Source organism: Streptomyces bambusae, assembly GCF_020532645.1.
In the GTDB taxonomy this organism is placed as follows: domain Bacteria; phylum Actinomycetota; class Actinomycetes; order Streptomycetales; family Streptomycetaceae; genus Streptomyces; species Streptomyces bambusae.
Window position 1 is genome coordinate 59,078 of sequence record NZ_JAJAUZ010000026.1, and the last position, 18,487, is coordinate 77,564.

The window sequence follows — 18,487 nt, forward strand, 5'->3', positions numbered from 1 at the left end:
CTCCCTCCACGGATGGACGCTGTTGGTCGATCGACGAGGGGCTTCGTGACGACGGCCTGTGCGACCCCGTGGGGGTTGTGCAGGCCGTCGTCGTGTGGGTGGGGTGGGGTTTCGGTGTCGCTGCGTGGAGTGGATCTGTTGGAGATCCCGGAGGAGACCGTGCGGGTGGCTCGCGCGGTGTTCCCGTCACATCGAGGAGGTCCGTACACGCCGACACAGCACGGCCGGAGTGTCGATGCCGGAGGTGACACCACGGACTCTGCCAGGGCCTGCGAGGCCGCTTGACGCCCGGCCACGGACCGGCGATACCGCCGGGCCCCTGCCGCCTCATCGATGAGGAAGTCATCGGGCCGGTTTCGCCGCAGCCCGGGATCAGCGGCGTTGCAGGATTCCCACCGCCGCGACCGCGTCCTCCACCGCGGCGAACACGGGCAGCGCCGGCTGGTTGACCCTCATCAGGTGACGGGTCGCAGCCAGCGGACACGCCGCCGCCATCGGCATTCGCTGCTCGACGCAATGCCGGAAGATCCTCAGCACCACGGAGACCACCGCATTCGTGCCGGCCGCACGGGCGAGGGCCACCACCAGACCCGACGGGCGCCGCTCGGCGATGAGAGTGTCGAGGGCGCGTGCCAGCTCGGCGCGCTGCGACGTACCGACCGGAGCGTGCACGCCGACCACCAGGCAGTCGTCGTGATCCCAGCTGAGCATGACCACCACACCCTTCCACCCACATCAGCCGGCACACTGCCGTGACGCGTACTCGACGGGAACCCTGCGGCCCACGCCGGACACCCACGCCCCCGGTTCCGGCCGCCACGGCCGGTGCAAAGGGACGAGGAAGAAGAGAGCGGCGTGCCGGTGAGGCCCGGCCATCGTGACGATGGTCCGGCCCCGACTTCGTTCTCAGGGGCGGAGCCCTTGGGGCTCCTCCACACCCTCACACACACTCCACCCGGGCCGCACACCCACGGGGCAGGCGAGTGAGCACACGGCCCCCGCCAGCCCTGCCGCCCGCCGCCCGCCGCCCGCCGTGCAGTGTCGGCATGGAAGGTGGGGCTGCGGGCGAACGCACAGCCCCACCTTGGCTGCGCAGCACGGCCAAGGAGGGGAGAAACCGCCCTGCTGCAACCCCTCGGGAAAGTCCTCAGACCAGATGTCTGCCCACCACCACACCAAACAGACACGGAAAAGGCAGGCTGGCGGCCAGGACCGGGTCGCCGACTGCGGCAGTGGTCGGCAACCCACACCACCGTGCCGGTGAAACCACCCGGACCGACCCGCGCCCGGCCTGCCCGGCCCGGGCGCGGGTCAGGGGCCGGTCGTGACGGGCGGGGTGGGCTGTCCGTAGAGGGCGGTGAGGGCGTCGTATAGATCGCGGAGGGCTGCTTCGGCGTCGTGGAGTCCCTCGGTGGAGGGACTGTGGTGGCGGCGGATCAGGGGGGCGAGGGCGGTGGCGCAGTCTCCGGCCAGGTGCCCCAGCGGGGTGTGGTGGCGGGCGCCGACCAAGGCCAGGGCGGTGACGGCTTCCCGGATGCGGTCGAGGCGGGCCTGTGGTGTGGCGCCCAGCGGGTACGGTGCCAGCCGGCCGAGGAGCGTGTGGGCGAGCGCCCGTTCCTCGTCGGTCGGCGCGACAACCACGACGGCAGCGGTCCGTGTGAACACACGGCAGGCGAAACGCATGCCGGTCTCGGCATCGGTGCCCGCGGTCACGGCGCGCGTCAGGGCGCGCGGGTCTGGCGCGCGGGGGCGCAGCCAGGGGGCAGGGGTACTGGTAGAGGTGGGGTGCGGCATGGCGGTGCCCGCCATTTCCGGGGATTCGGGAGCCCATCACGGTCGGCCACCTTCCGCGACGCGTCGCGGGAACTGAAGGCCGTCACGCACGCGGCCTCGGACGGCCGCGCACAGCCGAGCAAGGCTTCCGTACCGTCCGACAGCCACACGCTACGTGACCTTGTGGTGGCGCGGGGTCCCTCACCAGACCAGGCTGGTATTACCCCCAGTCTGCCCCCATTTCCCCGCAATAGAGACCTCAGGGCCAAAACCGTACAGACCGACGGTCGTGGGCACCCCCGGGGCTGCCTGCCCCCGGCAACACGGGGCACCGAGCCTCACCCGTGCGCGCCCTTTCGCCACGGCTACCTGCGAGCCCGGACCGGCACCCCCGGGCCGGGAAGCGCGCAGTTCCTCGCAGCGGCGCGGCGAATACCCCACCAGGGCACAACGACTCCACCCCGCGCATCTGCCCGGTGCACGGATCAGCCGGCAGCCGCCCGGACCTACGGGACGGCGTGCCGGGCGGGGCCGGGTTCCCCGCGCGGGCATGCCCACCAGGACACCTCCACCCACGTCCGGCGTGAGCGGGTCCCGGCGGCGGGCGCGGACGGTCACCTGATCCGCGCGCACCGGCCTCCTCGAACGCCGACACCGGCACCAGCGCGGCGCGCAGCCCTTCCGCGTCCACCGCATCCACAACCTTCCCCGGCCAACGCCCCCCGGGCCGGGCGCAGGAACCGCGCCGGTGGCCACCGCCCACCGCCACGCCCCCACCGACCCCCGCAGCCGTGCAACCGCTCCCGCCTCTTCCAACAGCCCCGAAGCGCAATGAAACGTGCCCCGCTCGCACGTTGCGCCGCCCGACCGCCGGGTTGCATGCCGGGTCTTGGGTTGACCCTGACACGGTGTGAGGGGGTTGGCTGATCTCACCCGCCCGGCGGCCCGCCGGCCGGGATCACCTCGGTCTCCGCTCAATCTCCACGAAGGATTCTCGTGCTCGCTTACGTCGGTTCCGGCCCTTACTGCTTCACCAACTCGCTGGCCATGATGCTGGGTGAGGAGGCGCCCTCCACGGCGGTCATCGAGACGCTGACGGGTTCACCGTTCGGCGCGCAGCTCCTCGGCGGTTCCCTGCCGTTGTTCGATCCGTACGGCTGGGACCCGGAGCTCGGTCTCGATGCCGCGATCGCCCTGCTGGGCTGGAGCTGTGAGCGCACCGACGGAGGGACGCCGGCGGAGGCGCTGGAGCGGTTGCGGACCGCCTGCTCGCGGGGGCCGGTCCTGGTCGGGCCGGTGGACATGGGCCTACTGCTGTACCAGCCCGGCACGCCCGACGACGGGGGCGGCGACCACTACGTCGTGGTGCTCGCCGCCGACGAGGACGGCGTCGAACTCCACGACCCCCACGGTCACCCGTACGCGACACTGCCCACGCAGGCGTTCCTGTCCGCCTGGGAGGCGAAGGCGATCGGCTACATCGACGCCCCGTTCGTGATGCGGGCCGACTTCGTACGCGAGCACCCGACCACTCCTGCCGACGCGCTCAGGCGGTCGCTGCCGGCGGCCGAGCGGTGGCTGGCCGGCCGTGACGACCTGCCCGTGCCGCCCGGCACACTGGGCGGGGCCGCCGCCGTCGAAGCACTCGCCGACATGGTCGCCCACGGCCTGCCCCCGCACGTCCGCACGCTGCTCACCGCGTTCGGCGTCCGTGTGGGAGCGCGCCGCCTCAACGACGCCGCGACCTGCCTGCACGAGCTGGGGCTGTCCCACGCAGCGTCCCTCGCACAGGGCCAGGCCCGGATCCTGGGCGGTCTGCAGTACCCGCTGCTGCACGGCGACGACCAGGCCGCGGCAGCGCAGCTGCGCCGGCTCGCCCCCACCTATGCACAGCTGCACGCGGCCCTCGCTGCAGCGCGGGGCGACGCGTCCTGACCGGACGGATCCGGCCCGGCCCTCATCGAACGGGCCGGGCCGGATCCGCAAGCTGCCGCCGTACGGCTCCAGGCATGCCGGGCACCGGGGGCACCCGTGCACGGCCTCTGCCCGCGGCCCCGGACCGCCACCCCGGTTGAGGATGCGCGCAGGCCCTACAGCGGATCGGCGGAGCGGACCCGGTGCAGATGGACGAGGACGTCGTAGGCCCGTCCCAGGGCGAGGACGGGCAGCGGCTCGGGGATGAACGTCGAACCGGCGTCGTAGACCGGCCGGGCCCGGTCTAGCCAGGTGCGGGCGGCGGCAGGTGCGGTGCGCAGGTCGAGGTAGAAGTCCCGGTGCCGGACCCGGTCCAGGGAGTGCTCGTTCATGCCGGGGCGCGCCGCCGGTACGGTGACCGGCTTCCACTCCCCGTCGAGGGAGGTGTCCTTGGTGAGGAAGGAACCGCCGGCGAAGCTGAAGCCGATCGCGGCGTAGCCGCGGCCCAGGCGGTCGCGCAGCAGGGCGCCCTGGGTCCGCGGGTACATGTCCGGATGGGTGGACCGGTATCCGACGTGACCGTTGTGGGGCGACAGCAGCACCTTGTGGCCGGTGTTGCGCTGCCACCACAGCACGTTGTCGGCCATGGCCTGGTCGCGCAGGCGCTCGGCGGCGGTGACCGAGGCCGGGTCGGCGAGGTCGACGGTGGCGAAGGCGAAGGTCTGCGCGATGTTCCGCGCGTGCTGCACCGTCCACGCGTGGTCGCCTCCGGCTTCCGGCTGCCGCCCGGCGTTCTGTTGCCCTGCGACCAGGTCAAGTGCCTCCTGCGCGCGGGCGGCGTTCTCCTTCCGCTCTGCGAGCGGAAGGCTCAGATAGCCGCAGATGTCGTCGAACGGGCGCAGAGCGGCGTACAGCTCGGTGAGCCGGGGCAGTGCCTGCGGGCGGGTACGGCGTACGGCGTACGGCGGACGGCGGACAGCACGCGCGCGAAGACGTGGTCGCCGAGCTCCGGCACCCCGAGATCGTCCCCCATGAAGTGGACGCGGCGGCCTGGGTGCCTGCGGTTGTGCTCGCGCATCCAGCCGATCAGGCTGACGAACTCCTCGCGCTCCCAGGGGGATCCGGCCAGCGTGTCCCGTGCGATGCTCCGCGGGTCGCCGGCACCTCCCCGGAGGTACTCGTCGATCCTGAGCCCGGCCGACCAGCTCATCTCCAGGGCGAAGGTGGTGAAGCCGCGCTCCTCGACGAGGTGCCGGAAGACGCGCTCCTTCATGGCGAAGAACCCGTGCGAACCGTGGGTGGCCTCGCCCAGCCCCACCACCTCCGCCTTCTCGACCATGGCGCCCGCCCAGTGCCCGCAGGTCGGCGCTCCGGCCGCCGGGGTCGGTGGAGCGCAGGGGGTGCGCTGCCCGTTCCAGGGAGCGCAAGAGGGCTGCTTCCTCTTTCCTCGCGCCCGAGCCTGCCGACGCGGCCGGCCCTGCCGGAGACGGAGACGGAGACGGAGACGGGGCAGCCTCGCCGGGGCCGGCCAGCGCCGTGGCGGCCAGTCCTGCCGTGAGTGCGAGCAGCCGTCGCCGGCCGGTCGCCTTCGTCGGGTATCCGTGCAATTGCGATCACTCCTCGTGTGCGGTGGCCCGGACCGCACTGGGGTGGTCCACCGGGTCGGGCCGGGGCTCACCCGGGGAGTCCGTACGGCGGGGGTTGCCCCGGTTCCCGGCCTCGTCGGACCGGAGCCTCCCGGGCGGGTCCTGCGGCGTCCGTTCAGGCCTCGGGTCCGGGGGCGAGGGTGGTGAGGGCGGTGGCGAGCTGGTCGAGGCGGGCGGGGTCGAGGGAGTAGAGGACGTAGTAGCCCTCGCGGCGGGTGGTGGTGAGTCCTGCCTGGGTGAGCTGGTGGAGGTGACGGGAGGTCACGGAGGGCGACAGGCCGAGGAGGGTGGCGAGCTCCTGCGTGGTGCGGCCCTGGGCGGCGAGGTGGGTGATGATCTGCAGGCGCGGGGCGGCGGCCAGGGCCCGCAGCGCGGTGAGGGTGTCCTCCTGGCTGGCGGGGCGGGCCGCCGAGGCCGGCGCGAGGGGCAGCGCAGGGTAGGTGATCCGCAGGGGCCAGGGTGCGTCGCAGGTGACACGGACGTGCGGCCAGACGTAGTGACTGGCGGTGAACGTCACGGGATGTTCGCGGCTGACGGTCAGGTCGTGGTCGTGCGGGCGGTCGAGTCTCAGGGTCCGGCGGCCGGGGTCGATGCGGATCTGCGGGGCCAGGGTGCGCAGCATCGGGAGCAGCCCTTGATGGGCGATCCTGGCTCCGGAGCGGGCGATCGACTCGTACAGGGAGGGTTCGATGCGGTCCCACTCGTCGGCGAAGGCCGCGCTCCAGTAGTCCTCCAGGACGGTGAGCACGTCGTCGAGGGCCGGGAGGGGGTCGGCGAGGATGCCGTCCAGGCGTGCCGCCCGGCCGGGGTCGGTCTGCCGGAGTGCGGTGAGGGCCGCGTCGCGGGCGGCGGGGTCGGCGACGAGGTCGTCCCCCGCGTGGCGGGTGGCGTGGACGAGGGTCCGGGCGAGTTCGGCGGCCAGCAGGGCGGGCGGCAGCGTCCGAACGGCGGCGAGCTGCCCCGCGAAGTCGGCCTCGTGATCGCCGGCCCTGCTCTCGAAGAACGCGGGGATGTAGTCGGCGACGACGGAACCCTGCTCGCGCATCCGCCGGCGCAGGCCGGCGGGCAGACGGCGGCACCGCCGGACCCACGGGACGTGCAGGGCGTGGTGTCCGGGATCGGTGAGGACGTGCCAGGAGTGCACGGCTTCGAGCAACGGTGAGACGGAGAAGGCGATGTCCTCCTCGGCCGTCTCGGCGAAGCGCAGGGTGATCACGATTGCAGGATTTCACAATCAGTTGATCCGAGCCCGCCGCGTCGCTCAGGCTCGGGAACAGACCGCATGCGCCGTCAGGCCGCAGGTCACCCCTCCCCCACGCCGAGCGAAAGGCCACAGGTCTTCCCCCATGAACACGCCCGAGGCGCTGTGGCGAGCCGTGCTGGACACGGACGGCTGCACGTACGCCGTCCACACGCACGCCCCCGCGCACAGCGTCGCCGAGCGGCAGGCCCTGCCCTTTCCCTGGTCGCAGGCGGTCAAGACGCTCGCCTTCACCACCCCGGACGTCGCGCTGCTGCTCGTGGTGCTGCGGGCGGAGGACCGGGTGGACTTCGCCCGCCTGGCGGCCGTACTCGGCACCAGCCGGTCCCGGCTGCGCCCGGCGGACCCCGAACTGCTCGCGGCGGAGGGCCTGGTGCCCGGAGGCGTCCCGCCGGTCAGCCACCGGCCCGGGGTGCCGTGCCTGATCGACACCGCGGTCGCCGAAGCGGACGGTCCCGTCTACTGCGGCGCGGGCACGGCCGACCGCACCCTCCAGCTCGACTCCGCCGTCCTGGTCCGCCTACCGCGCGCCCGGGTGGCCTCGGTCTGCCGGTAGCGACCACGGCCCCGGACCCACCCCCGCCGTCCCCGCACGACCGCACGACCGCTCGACCGCTCGACCGCTCGACCGCTCGACAGAACAGGAAGTCCCAGCCGATGGTGAGTACCGAAAGCCTTCTCGCGTTCGCCGCAATGTCACTCGTCGTGATCGCGATTCCCGGGCCCAGCGTCCTGTTCGTCGTCGGCCGCGCCCTGGCCCACGGTCGCCGTACCGCGCTCGCCACCGTCCTGGGCAACCTCCTCGGCTCCTACGCCCTCGTCCTCTCGGTCTCCCTCGGCGTCGGCGCCCTGGTCCAGAGCTCCGCGACCGTGTTCACCGCCGTGAAGCTGGCCGGCGCCGCCTATCTCGTCCACCTCGGTGTCCGGGCGTTCCGCCACCGCGGCCGGCTGCGCGCCGACCTGGTGACCGAGGCGGGCGAACGTCCCGGCGATCTGCGCACGGTTCTGGACGGCCTGCTGGTGGGCGCCACCAACCCCAAGGGCCTGGTCTTCTTCGCCGCGGTCCTCCCGCAGTTCGTCGACCACGGCGCCGGGCACGTACCGCTGCAGATGATGGTCCTCGGCCTGGTGGCGGCCGGAATCGGCCTGATCTGCGACACCGCCTGGGGCTTGGGCGCATCGGCCGCACGGACCTGGTTCGCCGGCTCCGACCGGCGCCTGTCGGCGATCGGCGGCGCGGGCGGCATCGCACTGATCGGCCTCGGGCTCACGGCCGCCACCACCCGGGCCTGACCGCTCCCGGGCTACCTGTGGACGATCGCGTTATTCCCCAGGCCCTGGTATGCGGGCTAGGCTGCGCCGGGCAGTCCCAGGACGACCAGGAGAGCAGAGGACAGTTCTTCCGCGAACAGGGCCGACCCGGTGAGTGTCTGCCGGATGGCTTGCTCGTCGGGCGTCAGTCCCGCGGCGGCCGACCAGGCGAGTGCGCCGGCCACGGCGGGTTCGATGGGGAAGTGCTCCAGAGGTATCTCGTAGCTCTTCGCCATCTCGCGGTTGAGCAGGCCCTCCCAGGAGTTGCCGTCCGGCGTGAGGGCCTCGATGAAGCCCACATCACTGTCGAGGAAGGACACCGTGACCGCCGGTGTCCCCGTTCGCTGGACGAGGTTGGCAAGGCTGCGCCGTCCGGCGTCGGCGAAGTCCGTGACCTGCCAGCCGTCCGCCAACGCCTGCGTGTCACCGATGTCGGTGAACCCGGCTGCCCGCATGAGCTGGTGCAGTTCCCCCGTGGACCGGGCCGTCAATGATCCGCCTGAGTCTCCCATGGCCCGCAAGTTGGCCGATGCCTCTGACAAGCCAACTCGTGCCCCTGAGACGTCGCCAATGGGGCCGGGACGGCGGTGCCTGGGCTGCCGGCCGGGCGACTCACCTCCCTGCTGCGCCCCGAGGTGCCCGCGGAAACCGGCCCGGCCCGTCCCTGACCTGGACCGGGCCGGGTCCGCCCGGTCGGAGCACGGGGCGCAGCGGGTGGACGCGGTCGTGTGGCGCCAGCCCCGCGGGGCCGATACAGCCCGAGGTGGAGACGCCCACGATCGCCGCCGAGCCCCTCCCGGTCGCCGCGCCGACGTCGGACGGCGCCTCGAGGCCGCGATGGCGCCTCGGGTGCCACCCGCCGACGGTTGGTTGCTCCCTCTGGGTGAGGGGGACCGGGCTTGCGGTCGTCTCGGGAGGAATGTGCAGCACCCGGCGCCACGCGCGGTGCGTACCGCGGGGACCGACCGGACCGGGTCAGCGGGTCGTGTGCCGGAAGCCAATCCGGGTCCGGCATCCGCTCCATGGCAGAGCCAGGTCAGCGACCTGGTGCTCGTCTGTTCTCCTGGGCCCCCGCTGGTGGTCAGGCGTGCTTGTCCGCGGGCTGGTGGGTGGGCTGGACCGACCAGGCCGGGGGTTCGTCGTTGCCCGACTCCTCGTCGCCTTCCGCGTCGGCGAAGCTTGCGTGGATCTTGTCCGGGGCGTGGTGGACCGGGGCGTAGACGGCGTAGAGCTGCAGGGGTTCGTCCCCGGTGTTGGTGACGTTGTGCCACGTGCCGGCGGGTACGAAGACCGCCCAGCCGTCCTCGACCTCCTGATCGAAGTCGAGGCGGTCCTTCGCGCTGCCCATCTGAACGCGGCCGCGGCCCGCGTCGAGCCGGAGGAACTGGTCGGTCTCCGGGTGCGCCTCCAGGCCGATGTCCTCGCCCACCGGGATCGACATGAGGGTCAGCTGGAGGTATTTCCCGGACCAGGCGACCGAGCGGTAGTGGGTGTTCTCCAGCGTCGCCTGCTCGAGGTCGAAACTCTGAGGTTCGGGCCCGATGTCCTTGATGGTCATGCTTCTCTCCCGGTCGACGGAGGTGTTGGCCGCTCTGGCACAGGTATTGCGCCGGGCCAACCCTTCCAGACTGACCGGGTGCTGAGCACGCGCGTCCCGCGGTCATTTCCGCGCCGAGGCCCAGTGGTGAGCTTGGCAGGCGTCCGCTGCGTCCAGAGCACGTCGACGAGCCGGTCGACCGGGACGTTTCGGCCCGGGCCGAAAGGAGGATTCCCAGGACGGTCCGCGCGTGTCGGCACCCGACCGTCACCGGCCGCCCGCCCACCCGGACGTCCAGCGGCCCGCGAATTCCCACCTGCAGCATGATCGGTCAGATGCGCCAACGGCCGCGCCTCGGATCGCGTGTGCACCCAGCACGCCGACGTATGCCAGAGAAAGGAGCAACCGGACGCTGTCAGTGGCAGGACCGTACGGTCCGGGTGGTGGCTCCATGACGGGTCACACGGGCGGCTGCAGAAGCCGTCGTGCGGTGCTCGCCAGTGAGGACTGGTGGGAGGCGGGCGGGCTGATGAAGTCCCGGACCCGTCTCGCGCTCGCCCGGGCTGAACCCGGGCCGGGCGCCGCACCGCAACGGCGGACGCAGCCGGCCCGAACGGCGTTACCGCGAAGCACGGAGTTCCTGCCAAGAATGGAGGACCTCGCCGCGGACACTTCTCACAGCGTCCACTTCCACGCCCTTCGCCACGGTGTACGCCCTCAACCAGGCCGTCAAGGACGCGCAGCAAGCCCCCACGAGCACGCCGGCACCCTCGTCCGCACCGGCCGCGGGCCCGCACCCGGCCCTGGCCGCACTGCTGATGCTCCGCGAGGTCCGCGAACAGCTCGCCGGCTGGGAAACCGGCCTGATCGAGAACGCCCGCGGCCAGGGCGCCAGCTGGGCCGACCTCGCCGGCCCCCTCGGAGTCGCCAGCCGCCAGGCGGCCGAGCGCCGCTACCTGCGCCTGCGGCCGGGGAAGGCCGGAAGTACGGGCGAGGAACGCGTCCAGGCCACCCGCGACACCCGGGCCGCCGACCGCAGCGTGGACGCCTGGGCCCGGGACAACGCCGCAGACCTGCGCCGCCTCGCCGGCCAGATCACCGCCCTCACCGGCCTGCCCGCCGGCGCCGGGGGTGCCATCGGCGACCTGAACCAGGCCCTCGCCCACGACGACACCGCCCGCCTCGTCCGCCCCCTGACCGACGCGCGCCCCCACCTGCGGCCCGAGGACGCCGACCTCGCCGAACGCATCGACGCCGTCACCCGCCACACCGACCAGCTCCGCCACGACACCCACGACACCCACGACCAGCGCAGCACGTGATCCGCACCCGATACGGCACGGCCCCGGCCGCAACGGGTGCCGACGACGGGTGGAACGCGGAACGACACTGCAGGCTGGCCCGACGGCGTCGCCGGGCCTGCGGCCCCCCGGCCGTGACAACGGTCGCCGGACGGCGAAGTCCGGCCACCCGGAGCGTTGTTCAAGACGTGTAGCAGCCGAGCCTTCACAACTCCCCCTCAACCGTAGCCGCGGGTGCCAGACTGACCGACGCTCCGTCAGGAACGACCCGCACGTCCATCGCCGCTCCGGACCGCGGGGCCCGGGGCCGGCGGCCATGCTCACGAGAGGGGAAGCAGTGGCACCACAGGAATCCCTGCTCAAGATCTACGGAGACCGGTCGTACCGGCACGTGACGATGGCGCGGCACCAGGGCACCACCATCGCGTTCGCGATGGACGCGTCCCGCCGTATCGTCTACTCGGCGTTGGACCTGTCCGGCCCGCCGGCCAAAGGCGAGACGGACACCGCGTACTGGAGCGACAACCCGGCCGAGCTGGTCTTCCCCCGGGAGCTGGCCGAGGTGGGGTACGCAGTGGTCGGCGCGACGGCGATGCCGACGGTCAAGCGCGGCGGGGCCGAGGCGGCTGTCGACGAGCGGCCGACGGCCCAGGAGACCGACCTCTTCCTGTCCACCACCGCGCGGCTGACGGCGGACGCCCCGTTCCACGTGGTCTCCGACAGTACGTACGTGGTGGTGTTACGGCAGTCGGTCGGCGAGACGCACTCCGACGCGGTGTACAAGCTGACCGGCGGCGGCTGCTCGGGCAGCGCGTCCCGCACGGACTACGTGCTCAGCGGTACGAAGAAGGTGCCGCTGGTGCGCGACACCCTGCTGTGCGACCGGTTCCTGCTGGTGGACGGCAAGCTCAAGCCGGTGCTCGAGGTCCGCTACAAGCGAAGCCGGCACGCCACCCGTCCCGAGTCGGCCAAGGACAGCCTGGGCACCGAGGACATGGAGGGCCGCCCGTTCCACGAGCCGACCCAGGAGCTGTCCTTCGTCCGGAACCTGACCCAGGGCCGGTTCGCCGCCGTGCTGGTGCCCACCGCGATCAGCGGCGTGCAGCGCTGGCAGCTGTTCGCCCACAACGACGCCACCGGGCGGGTCGACTCCTTCAGCGTCGAGCAGGGCGCCCAGGGCCTGTTCAACACCCGGGGCACCCGTTTCTACACCAGCCCCGACCCGTTGTACCGGGACGCGGTGTTCGAGCGCAGCCCGGGCAACTGCCCGTTCACCGGGCGCGAGCTGGTACCGGTGACGGGCACCGAGGGGCGTGCGGAGACCGCGCTGCGGCTGGACGGGACCGACGCCCACGTCGACCTCGGCGATCCGGCGGCGCTGCGGTTCGGCGGCAAGGCGTACTCGATCGAGGCCTGGGTCAAACCCGCCTCCTACGACGGCCCGGTGCTGGCCAGGAGCGGGGAGTACCTGCTGGCGGTGGACGCCGCCGGTCTGGTGAGCCTCACCCACCAGGGCGCGCCGTTGCCGCTCCTGTCCACCGAGTCGGTGCCGACGGACGCCTACACCCACATCGCCGCCACCTTCGACGGCACCACCGTGAAGCTGTACGTCAACGGCAGGCCGGCCGGCAGCGGGGCGCTGCCGTTCACCCCGGCCCCCGGTGTGAACACCCTGGTCGGCAAGGACTCCTCCGGCGGTACGGACAAGCTTTTCAAGGGCGACGTCGACGAGATCAGGATCTGGGACCGGGTGCGTTCCGCCGCCGAGCTCACCGAGGACATGAGCTATCGGCTGATCGGTAACGAGCCGGGCCTGGTGGCCTACTACCGGTTCGACGAGGGCGCGGGGAGCACCGCGTACGACCAGAGCGACCGGGCGCTGCACGGCACGCTCGCCGGCGGCGTGCAGTGGGCCGGCTCGGAGGCCCCGGTCGGCGACCACCCCGGGGTGCGGCGCGACAGCTTCACCCTCAAGGGGCGCTCGGTGGTGTCCGGCCTGTCGGCCGTGCTGTACCACCAGCAGGAGAACGCGGTCGCCGGGTACCGCTCCGACCCGAAGCCCGCCAAGCGGCAGGCCCGGGTGCTGCTGGCGTTCGCCGCCAGGTACGGCCAGAACCCGTGCCTGGCGAGCCTGGACTTCGCGGTCGGCCGCGACGGCCGGCTGGCCCAGGCGCCGGACGTGCTGGACCCGGCGGTGCTCAAGCGCCCGACGAAGGGCCAGGACTCGGAGCAGGTCAGCGCCCTGCAGCAGCTGATCAAGCGGCTGGAGCCGGAGGTCGCGGCCCTTCAGGCGGAGATGACCCGGCTGGCCGGCACCGCGGGCCGGGTGGCCGAGTGCCAGGCAGAAGTCGACCGGCTGAAGCCGGGCGTCGACGACCTGGAGCGGCGCTACTTCGCCGAGAAGGACCTGGTCACCTCCTGGACCTACAGCCTGGAACTCAAGACGCCGCGCCAGTTGGCCGGCGGCTACCTGGTGCAGTCGCTCTTCGCCATCCTCACCTCGGAGTACGAGGCCGGGGTGCAGTTCGTCCCTCCCAACGGTCCCCGGACGACCTGGCGGGTGGACGACACCGGCCAGAGCCAGAACGGCCGGCCCTGCCACTTCCTGGTCGCCCACGAGCGCAACCGGGACCTGCGCGTCACCGGCAACTCGACGTCCGAGACCGCCCGGCTGAGCACGATCGTCCGCGAACCGGGCAACGTCAGCGCGCAGTTCCAGCTGATCACCGAGGGCGAGTACGTCCGCATCGTCAACCGCGGCAGTCGGCTCGCGATCGGTTCGCCCTCCACGTACCAGTTGCCCCACCTGGTCCAGTCGAGCGAATGCCTCACAGGGGACTCGGGCCTGTTCAAGATGACGCGCCTGTCCATGCGCTCGGGTGTGGACGTGGCGTACCTCGCGGCCAAGGAGAAGCTGGACGCCGCGCGCCAGCTGCTCCAGGAGGCGCGCACGGCCCGGCAGCGGGTCGCCGAGCTGCAGCTCGTGCTGATCGGCAAACAGGCCGAACTCAAGGACTCGCAGGACCAGTTGGCCCGATTGTCGACGGCCCTGCAGGGGGACGACGACCTGACGGTGGCGATGCCGCTGCTGGCGGTGGACTCCACCGGTCTGAGCCTGTCCGGCGGCCTGCTCGAATTCGCCCGGGGCACCGACCGGCCCGCACTGCTGGACAGCGGCACCGGCAACGTCGTGCTGTACTTCCGCGGCGCCGAGAACCAGTTTTTCGCCGTGTACTACGACACCGCCGTCGTCCGCGGCGCACAGAGGCTCGCCGGGGACGGAGGCACACTCACCTTCCTCGCCCGCGACCCGGCGGTTCCCCTGGACAGCGCCACCATCAAGGTCGCCGACGGCGACGCGCCCGGCCGATGCGACCTGACGATCACCGTCGGGACGGACACCGAGACCTGGCGGTCCCTGCCGCGCAAGGCCGACCTGATGGCCGCCGCCCTGGCCGGGAGCCCCGGCCGGCCGGTGACGGTCGGCGCGGTCGCCCGGGTGACAGGCAGAAATGTGGAGCTGACCGGGGCCACCACCGTGCCGGTCCCGGCCAAGGCCCATCTCGTGATCGGCAGCACCGGCTACGCCGCGGAGGCCGACAACCCCACCGGCGCCAAGACGCTCACCCTCACGACGGCGGGCACCGCGATCAAGCCCGGCGACAAGGTCAGCCTGGTCGGCTACGACTGGGCCCGGGCGGAGTCCACCCGGGCCGGGGTCCTGCTGTCCGCCGGATCCCGGCTGATCGGGCTCACCACGGGCGGCGTCGACTCCGTCCCCAACGGCACGGCCAAGGCGACGATCACCGGGCGCGGCTGCCGCTGGCGGGCCGAGATGCCCGGGCGGGCCTTCCTGTTCGACGGCAAGGAGCAGTACCTGACCCTGCCTGCCGGCCAGGCGCCTGGCGTCGTTCTCACCGGCGACCTGACCATGGAGGCCTGGGTCAACCCCGAGTCAGGGCAGGGCCGGGTCATCCACGCCGGCGCGAACGGATCGGGCTACTCCCTCGCGCTCGCCCCCGTCGCCCTCCCGGCCTGGCAGTTCGTCGGTGGCACCAAGGCCGTGCTGACTCCCTCGCTCGACCTGGCGAACCGGGACTTCACCATCGAGCTGTGGGCCAAGCGCAACCAGTCCCGGGGCCGCGTCGAGCCGCTGCTGTTCCACGGCGCGACGGACGGCCGGGTCGACCAGTCCCTGCACCTGTGGGTCCACCCCGACGAGACCCTCTACTTCTCGCTGTACGGCGACGACCTGAAGACCGCCCAGGCCTACCCGGACCTGGAATGGCACCACTGGGCAGCGGTGTACAAGAACGCCACCCGCGAGCAGATCCTCTACCGGGACGGCATCGAAGTCGGCCGCCGCACCTCCAACGGGGCCTACACCGGCAACGGCCCGCTGATCCTGGGCCACTTCCCCTTCAACGGAGACTACCTCGACGGCCGGATCGACGAGGTCCGCGTCTTCGGGCGGGCCCGCACCCAGCAGGAGATCTCCGCCGAGCGCCACCAACGGCTCTCCGGCCGGGAGCCCGGGCTGCTCGGGTACTGGGCCTTCCCCGGGCCGAGCGGCCCGGCCTCACCGATCAAGGGCTACCAGGTGGTGGCCCGGGTGGGCGACCGGGTGGTGCGCTCGGCGGAGCGCTTCCCGTGCAACGAATGGGCGCACCTGGCCGCCACGTTCACCCAGTCCTGGGCCCTGAGCCTGAACGGCGGCGCGGGCCTGTCGGTGGCCCCGCAGAACTCGCTGGACGTCCTGGAGGACCTCACCATCGAGGCGTTCGTCCGGATCGACAAGCTCGGCGCACCGATGGGCCTGCTCGCCAAAGGCACGGTGGTCGACGGCGGCCGGGACGGCGTCCCGTACCAGTTGGGCATCCTGGCCGACGGCCGGGTGGAGTTCGCCTTCGCCGAGGCCGACGGCAAGGCCGTCCGCTACACCTCCGACCGGCCCGTGACGGCCGGTGCCTTCCACCGGGTGAGCGTGGTGCGCCAGCGCCGCAAGCCCGACACCTCCGCCGCCGCCCAGGCGAACGCGAGCATCCAGTCCGAGCAGGACATCCGCTTCTACCTGGACGGCGGAACCGCCGGCAGTCACCTGTACAGCGGGCCTGGTGCACAGTCCAACACCAGCGAGCTGGAGATCGGCCGGGGGCTGCACGGTGTCCTGTGCGAGGTGCGGCTGTGGAACTCCGCACGGCCGACCGTCCAGCTCGGGCTGCCGGTCACCGCGCGTGAGAAGGGGCTGCTGGCCCGCTGGCCCTTCAACGAGAATGCCGGGAACGTCACCGTCGACGTCTCCGGCTCCTTCCCGGCCAAACTGCGGGGCGCCCGCTGGACCCGCGACGTCGACCCCACGGCCAGCCCGCTGCGGCTGTACCGCAACGGCGAGCCGCTGTCCGAGGCCCCCGCGACCACCCAGGACACCGTCTCCTGGGGCGATGCCCAACTCACCCTGGGCGCCCGCCTGGAAGCGGGCAAACCCACGGAGCTGCTGGCCGGAACGCTGGAGGAGGTGCGGATCTGGCGCACCGTGCGCACCCGGGAGCAGATCGGCGACAACCTGTTCACCCGCCTGCGCGAGAACAAGCAGGACCTGCTCGGCTACTGGCCCTTCGAGCGGGACTCCACCGAACCCGGCACCACCTCGGTGCGCGACGAGGGCCTGCGCGGCAACAACCTGTCCTTCTCCGCGAAACGGCCCCGCGTCCTGCTCTCGACCGCGCCCGTGTCCACCGACACCGCCCAGGTCCGCTCGGCCCTCGCCGACGTCCGCACCCCCTTCCACGACACCATCGCCGGCGCCCCCGGCGCCACCGAGTACGCCGACCTCCAGTACGACGCGAAGGGTGAAGCGCTCGGTGTGCTCAAGCGCTGCTACGGCTTCGTCCGCGACGGCCGCTGGCACCTGGTCACCGGCTACAAGGTGGGCGACCTGACCACCGAATGGGTCGGCCAGGCCCAGTTCGACCCGCAACTCATGGGCTACATCGAAGGCGCCCCGCCGGTGCCCTCGGAGAACCTCACCGACAAGGCCGACGGCTACGCCGCCGCCTCCTCGGTGGAGTTCGCCGAGGCCAACCAGGTGGTGCGGAGCCTGTCCTCCAGCAAGACCCGCAGCGTCAACGCCGCCTTCGGCTTCGCGGTGGGCTTCGAGACCGACGCCAGCGTCCTGTCGATCACCGCTCCGGCCGGCTTCGGCATCGCGTCCCCCCTCGCCGACGCCCAGTTGAAGGTCGGCCTGACGGGCTGCCTTGAGTTCTCCAACACATGGAGCGAGGACACCAAGGTCAGCCAGGGCACCAACACCGCCCGCAAGGCCAAGCTGGCCCTGACCGGCTACACCGAGGACGCCGCCAAGGTGCTGAACTCCGCCGTCGGCCGCCGGTACGTGCCCGCCAACACCGGCATGGCGCTCGTTCAGTCCCAGACCGCCGACGTCTTCGCGCTGCGCCTGGCGCACACCGGTGCCCTGGTCGCCTACCGGATGCTGCCCAACCCGGACATCCCGCCGGACTGGAACCTCATCCACTTCCCGATCAACCCCCGCTACACCAAACAGGGCACCCTGGACGGCGCAGTCGGCTTCGACGACCGAGGCAAAGTCACCGACCCCGACTACCCCACCGCCACCGGCTACGGCGAGTACAGCTACTTCAAGCCGCGGGACGCCTACGCGCTCAAGCGCCGGATCACCCGCGACCAGCAGCGACTGCACGCCTTCTACGAATCGGTCTCGACCGAGACCCACCGCGCGGACCCGACCCAGGGACAGGCCAACGCGCTCCTGCGCTCGATGGGCATGTCCGTCGAGCAGCAGGAGACCGGGCGCAGCACCGCCGGCAGCGCCGCCGCCACCGGCTTCTCGCACCGGGACCTGGTCAACACCTACGTCTGGACGGCCCAGGGGGGCTTCTTCGCCGAGACCACCGAGGCCACCGACGCCGTCAGCGAGACGACCTCCGGCTCCTACGCGCTCAGCGGCAGCATCGGCGGCACCTACGGGGGCAACTTCGGCTTCAGCGGCGTGAACTTCTACGGCCAGCTCGAGGCCTCCGTGGGCGGCGGTTTCAGCGTCACCCGCGCCAAGGGCAAGGACGCCTCCCGCTCCTTCGGCCTCGACGTCCAGTGCGCACCCCCGGGCGACCTGCAGCGCCGCGACAAGGACGGCAAGCCCGTCTACGACGCGGCAGGCAAGCCCGTCCTGGTGCCGGGCAAGGTCGACGCCTACCGCTTCCTCACCTTCTACCTCGGCGAGAACAGCGCCAACTTCGACGACTTCTACCACAAGGTCGTCGACCCCACCTGGCTGTCGGGCAGCGACGCCCCCGACGCCGCCGCCCTACGGCAGACCCGCCAGAGCTCCGCGAAACCCCCGTGCTGGCGGATCCTGCACCGCGTCACCTACGTCAGCCGGGTACTCGCACCCATCCCGGCACCGGGAGCGCCGCCGCTGGAGAAGGCGATGCGCGCCGAGAACATCGACAGCAACTACGAGCTGATCAAGCGCCTGGAACCGCACGTCCGCCCCGCGGCCACCAGCACCGCCGCCCTCGCCACCGCCACCCGCGCGGCCCTGGCCGCCCAACTGCCCGAGCTCCTCCCCCACTCCACGGAGATCATCGACTACCTCAGCCGCTACTTCGGCATGGACAACTGACCTGGGCCCGGCCCTCCGTCACCTCGGAGGGCCGGGCGCTCCAGGCGTCCGGTTCGGACGGTCCAGGAAGTATTTCGGGGCCGC

Annotated in this window: 12 protein-coding genes; 5 read left to right on the plus strand and 7 right to left on the minus strand. The window is 72.2% G+C overall.

Annotated features, from left to right (window positions below):
• Window positions 1-372: 372 nt before the first annotated feature.
• Together LG634_RS19490 and LG634_RS19495 are read right to left on the minus strand one after the other, a co-directional pair.
• On the minus strand, window positions 373-711 hold the full coding sequence (locus tag LG634_RS19490; RefSeq protein ID WP_226735157.1) for a hypothetical protein: 339 nt from the start codon (window positions 709-711) through the stop codon (window positions 373-375).
• Between the two features lie 600 nt (window positions 712-1,311).
• Complete coding sequence (locus LG634_RS19495) at window positions 1,312-1,641, minus strand: hypothetical protein (protein WP_226735158.1); 330 nt, start codon at window positions 1,639-1,641, stop codon at window positions 1,312-1,314.
• Window positions 1,642-2,769: 1,128 nt separating this feature from the next.
• Between LG634_RS19495 and LG634_RS19500 the strand changes: the two genes are divergently transcribed.
• Window positions 2,770-3,708: a YobF C-terminal domain-containing protein gene (locus LG634_RS19500; protein WP_226735159.1), complete on the plus strand. Its 939-nt coding sequence runs from the start codon at window positions 2,770-2,772 to the stop codon at window positions 3,706-3,708.
• Window positions 3,709-3,863: 155 nt separating this feature from the next.
• Here LG634_RS19500 and LG634_RS19505 read toward each other — a convergent pair whose 3' ends face one another.
• From LG634_RS19505 to LG634_RS19510, 3 genes are all read right to left on the minus strand, one after another.
• The gene (locus tag LG634_RS19505) at window positions 3,864-4,619 is read right to left on the minus strand and encodes an erythromycin esterase family protein (protein ID WP_264203336.1); all 756 of its coding nucleotides are present in this window, start codon (window positions 4,617-4,619) and stop codon (window positions 3,864-3,866) included.
• The gene (locus tag LG634_RS37920) at window positions 4,556-5,026 is read right to left on the minus strand and encodes an erythromycin esterase family protein (protein ID WP_264203326.1); all 471 of its coding nucleotides are present in this window, start codon (window positions 5,024-5,026) and stop codon (window positions 4,556-4,558) included. Before LG634_RS37920 ends, LG634_RS19505 begins: the two co-directional genes overlap by 64 nt.
• 422 nt (window positions 5,027-5,448) lie before the next feature.
• Complete coding sequence (locus LG634_RS19510; RefSeq protein WP_226735160.1) at window positions 5,449-6,549, minus strand: ArsR/SmtB family transcription factor; 1,101 nt, start codon at window positions 6,547-6,549, stop codon at window positions 5,449-5,451.
• 130 nt (window positions 6,550-6,679) lie between these two features.
• On the opposite strand from LG634_RS19510, the gene LG634_RS19515 reads away from it, so the two are divergent.
• Window positions 6,680-7,150, plus strand: coding sequence for an aminoacyl-tRNA deacylase (locus LG634_RS19515; protein ID WP_226735161.1), 471 nt, complete (start codon window positions 6,680-6,682; stop codon window positions 7,148-7,150).
• A gap of 101 nt (window positions 7,151-7,251) precedes the next feature.
• Window positions 7,252-7,887: a LysE family translocator gene (locus tag LG634_RS19520; RefSeq protein WP_226735162.1), complete on the plus strand. Its 636-nt coding sequence runs from the start codon at window positions 7,252-7,254 to the stop codon at window positions 7,885-7,887.
• 56 nt (window positions 7,888-7,943) lie between these two features.
• Here LG634_RS19520 and LG634_RS19525 read toward each other — a convergent pair whose 3' ends face one another.
• Both LG634_RS19525 and LG634_RS19530 read right to left on the minus strand, forming a co-directional pair.
• Window positions 7,944-8,417 carry a hypothetical protein gene (locus tag LG634_RS19525; RefSeq protein ID WP_226735163.1) on the minus strand — a complete coding sequence of 158 codons (474 nt, stop codon included), beginning with the start codon at window positions 8,415-8,417 and terminating at the stop codon, window positions 7,944-7,946.
• A gap of 569 nt (window positions 8,418-8,986) precedes the next feature.
• Entirely contained in the window at window positions 8,987-9,463 is a 477-nt protein-coding gene (locus LG634_RS19530) for a cupin domain-containing protein (RefSeq protein ID WP_226735164.1), read from the minus strand.
• A gap of 686 nt (window positions 9,464-10,149) precedes the next feature.
• On the opposite strand from LG634_RS19530, the gene LG634_RS19535 reads away from it, so the two are divergent.
• Window positions 10,150-10,764, plus strand: coding sequence for an HSP18 transcriptional regulator (locus LG634_RS19535; RefSeq protein ID WP_226735165.1), 615 nt, complete (start codon window positions 10,150-10,152; stop codon window positions 10,762-10,764).
• A gap of 316 nt (window positions 10,765-11,080) precedes the next feature.
• Window positions 11,081-18,403: a LamG domain-containing protein gene (locus LG634_RS19540; RefSeq protein ID WP_226735166.1), complete on the plus strand. Its 7,323-nt coding sequence runs from the start codon at window positions 11,081-11,083 to the stop codon at window positions 18,401-18,403.
• Window positions 18,404-18,487: the final 84 nt, after the last annotated feature.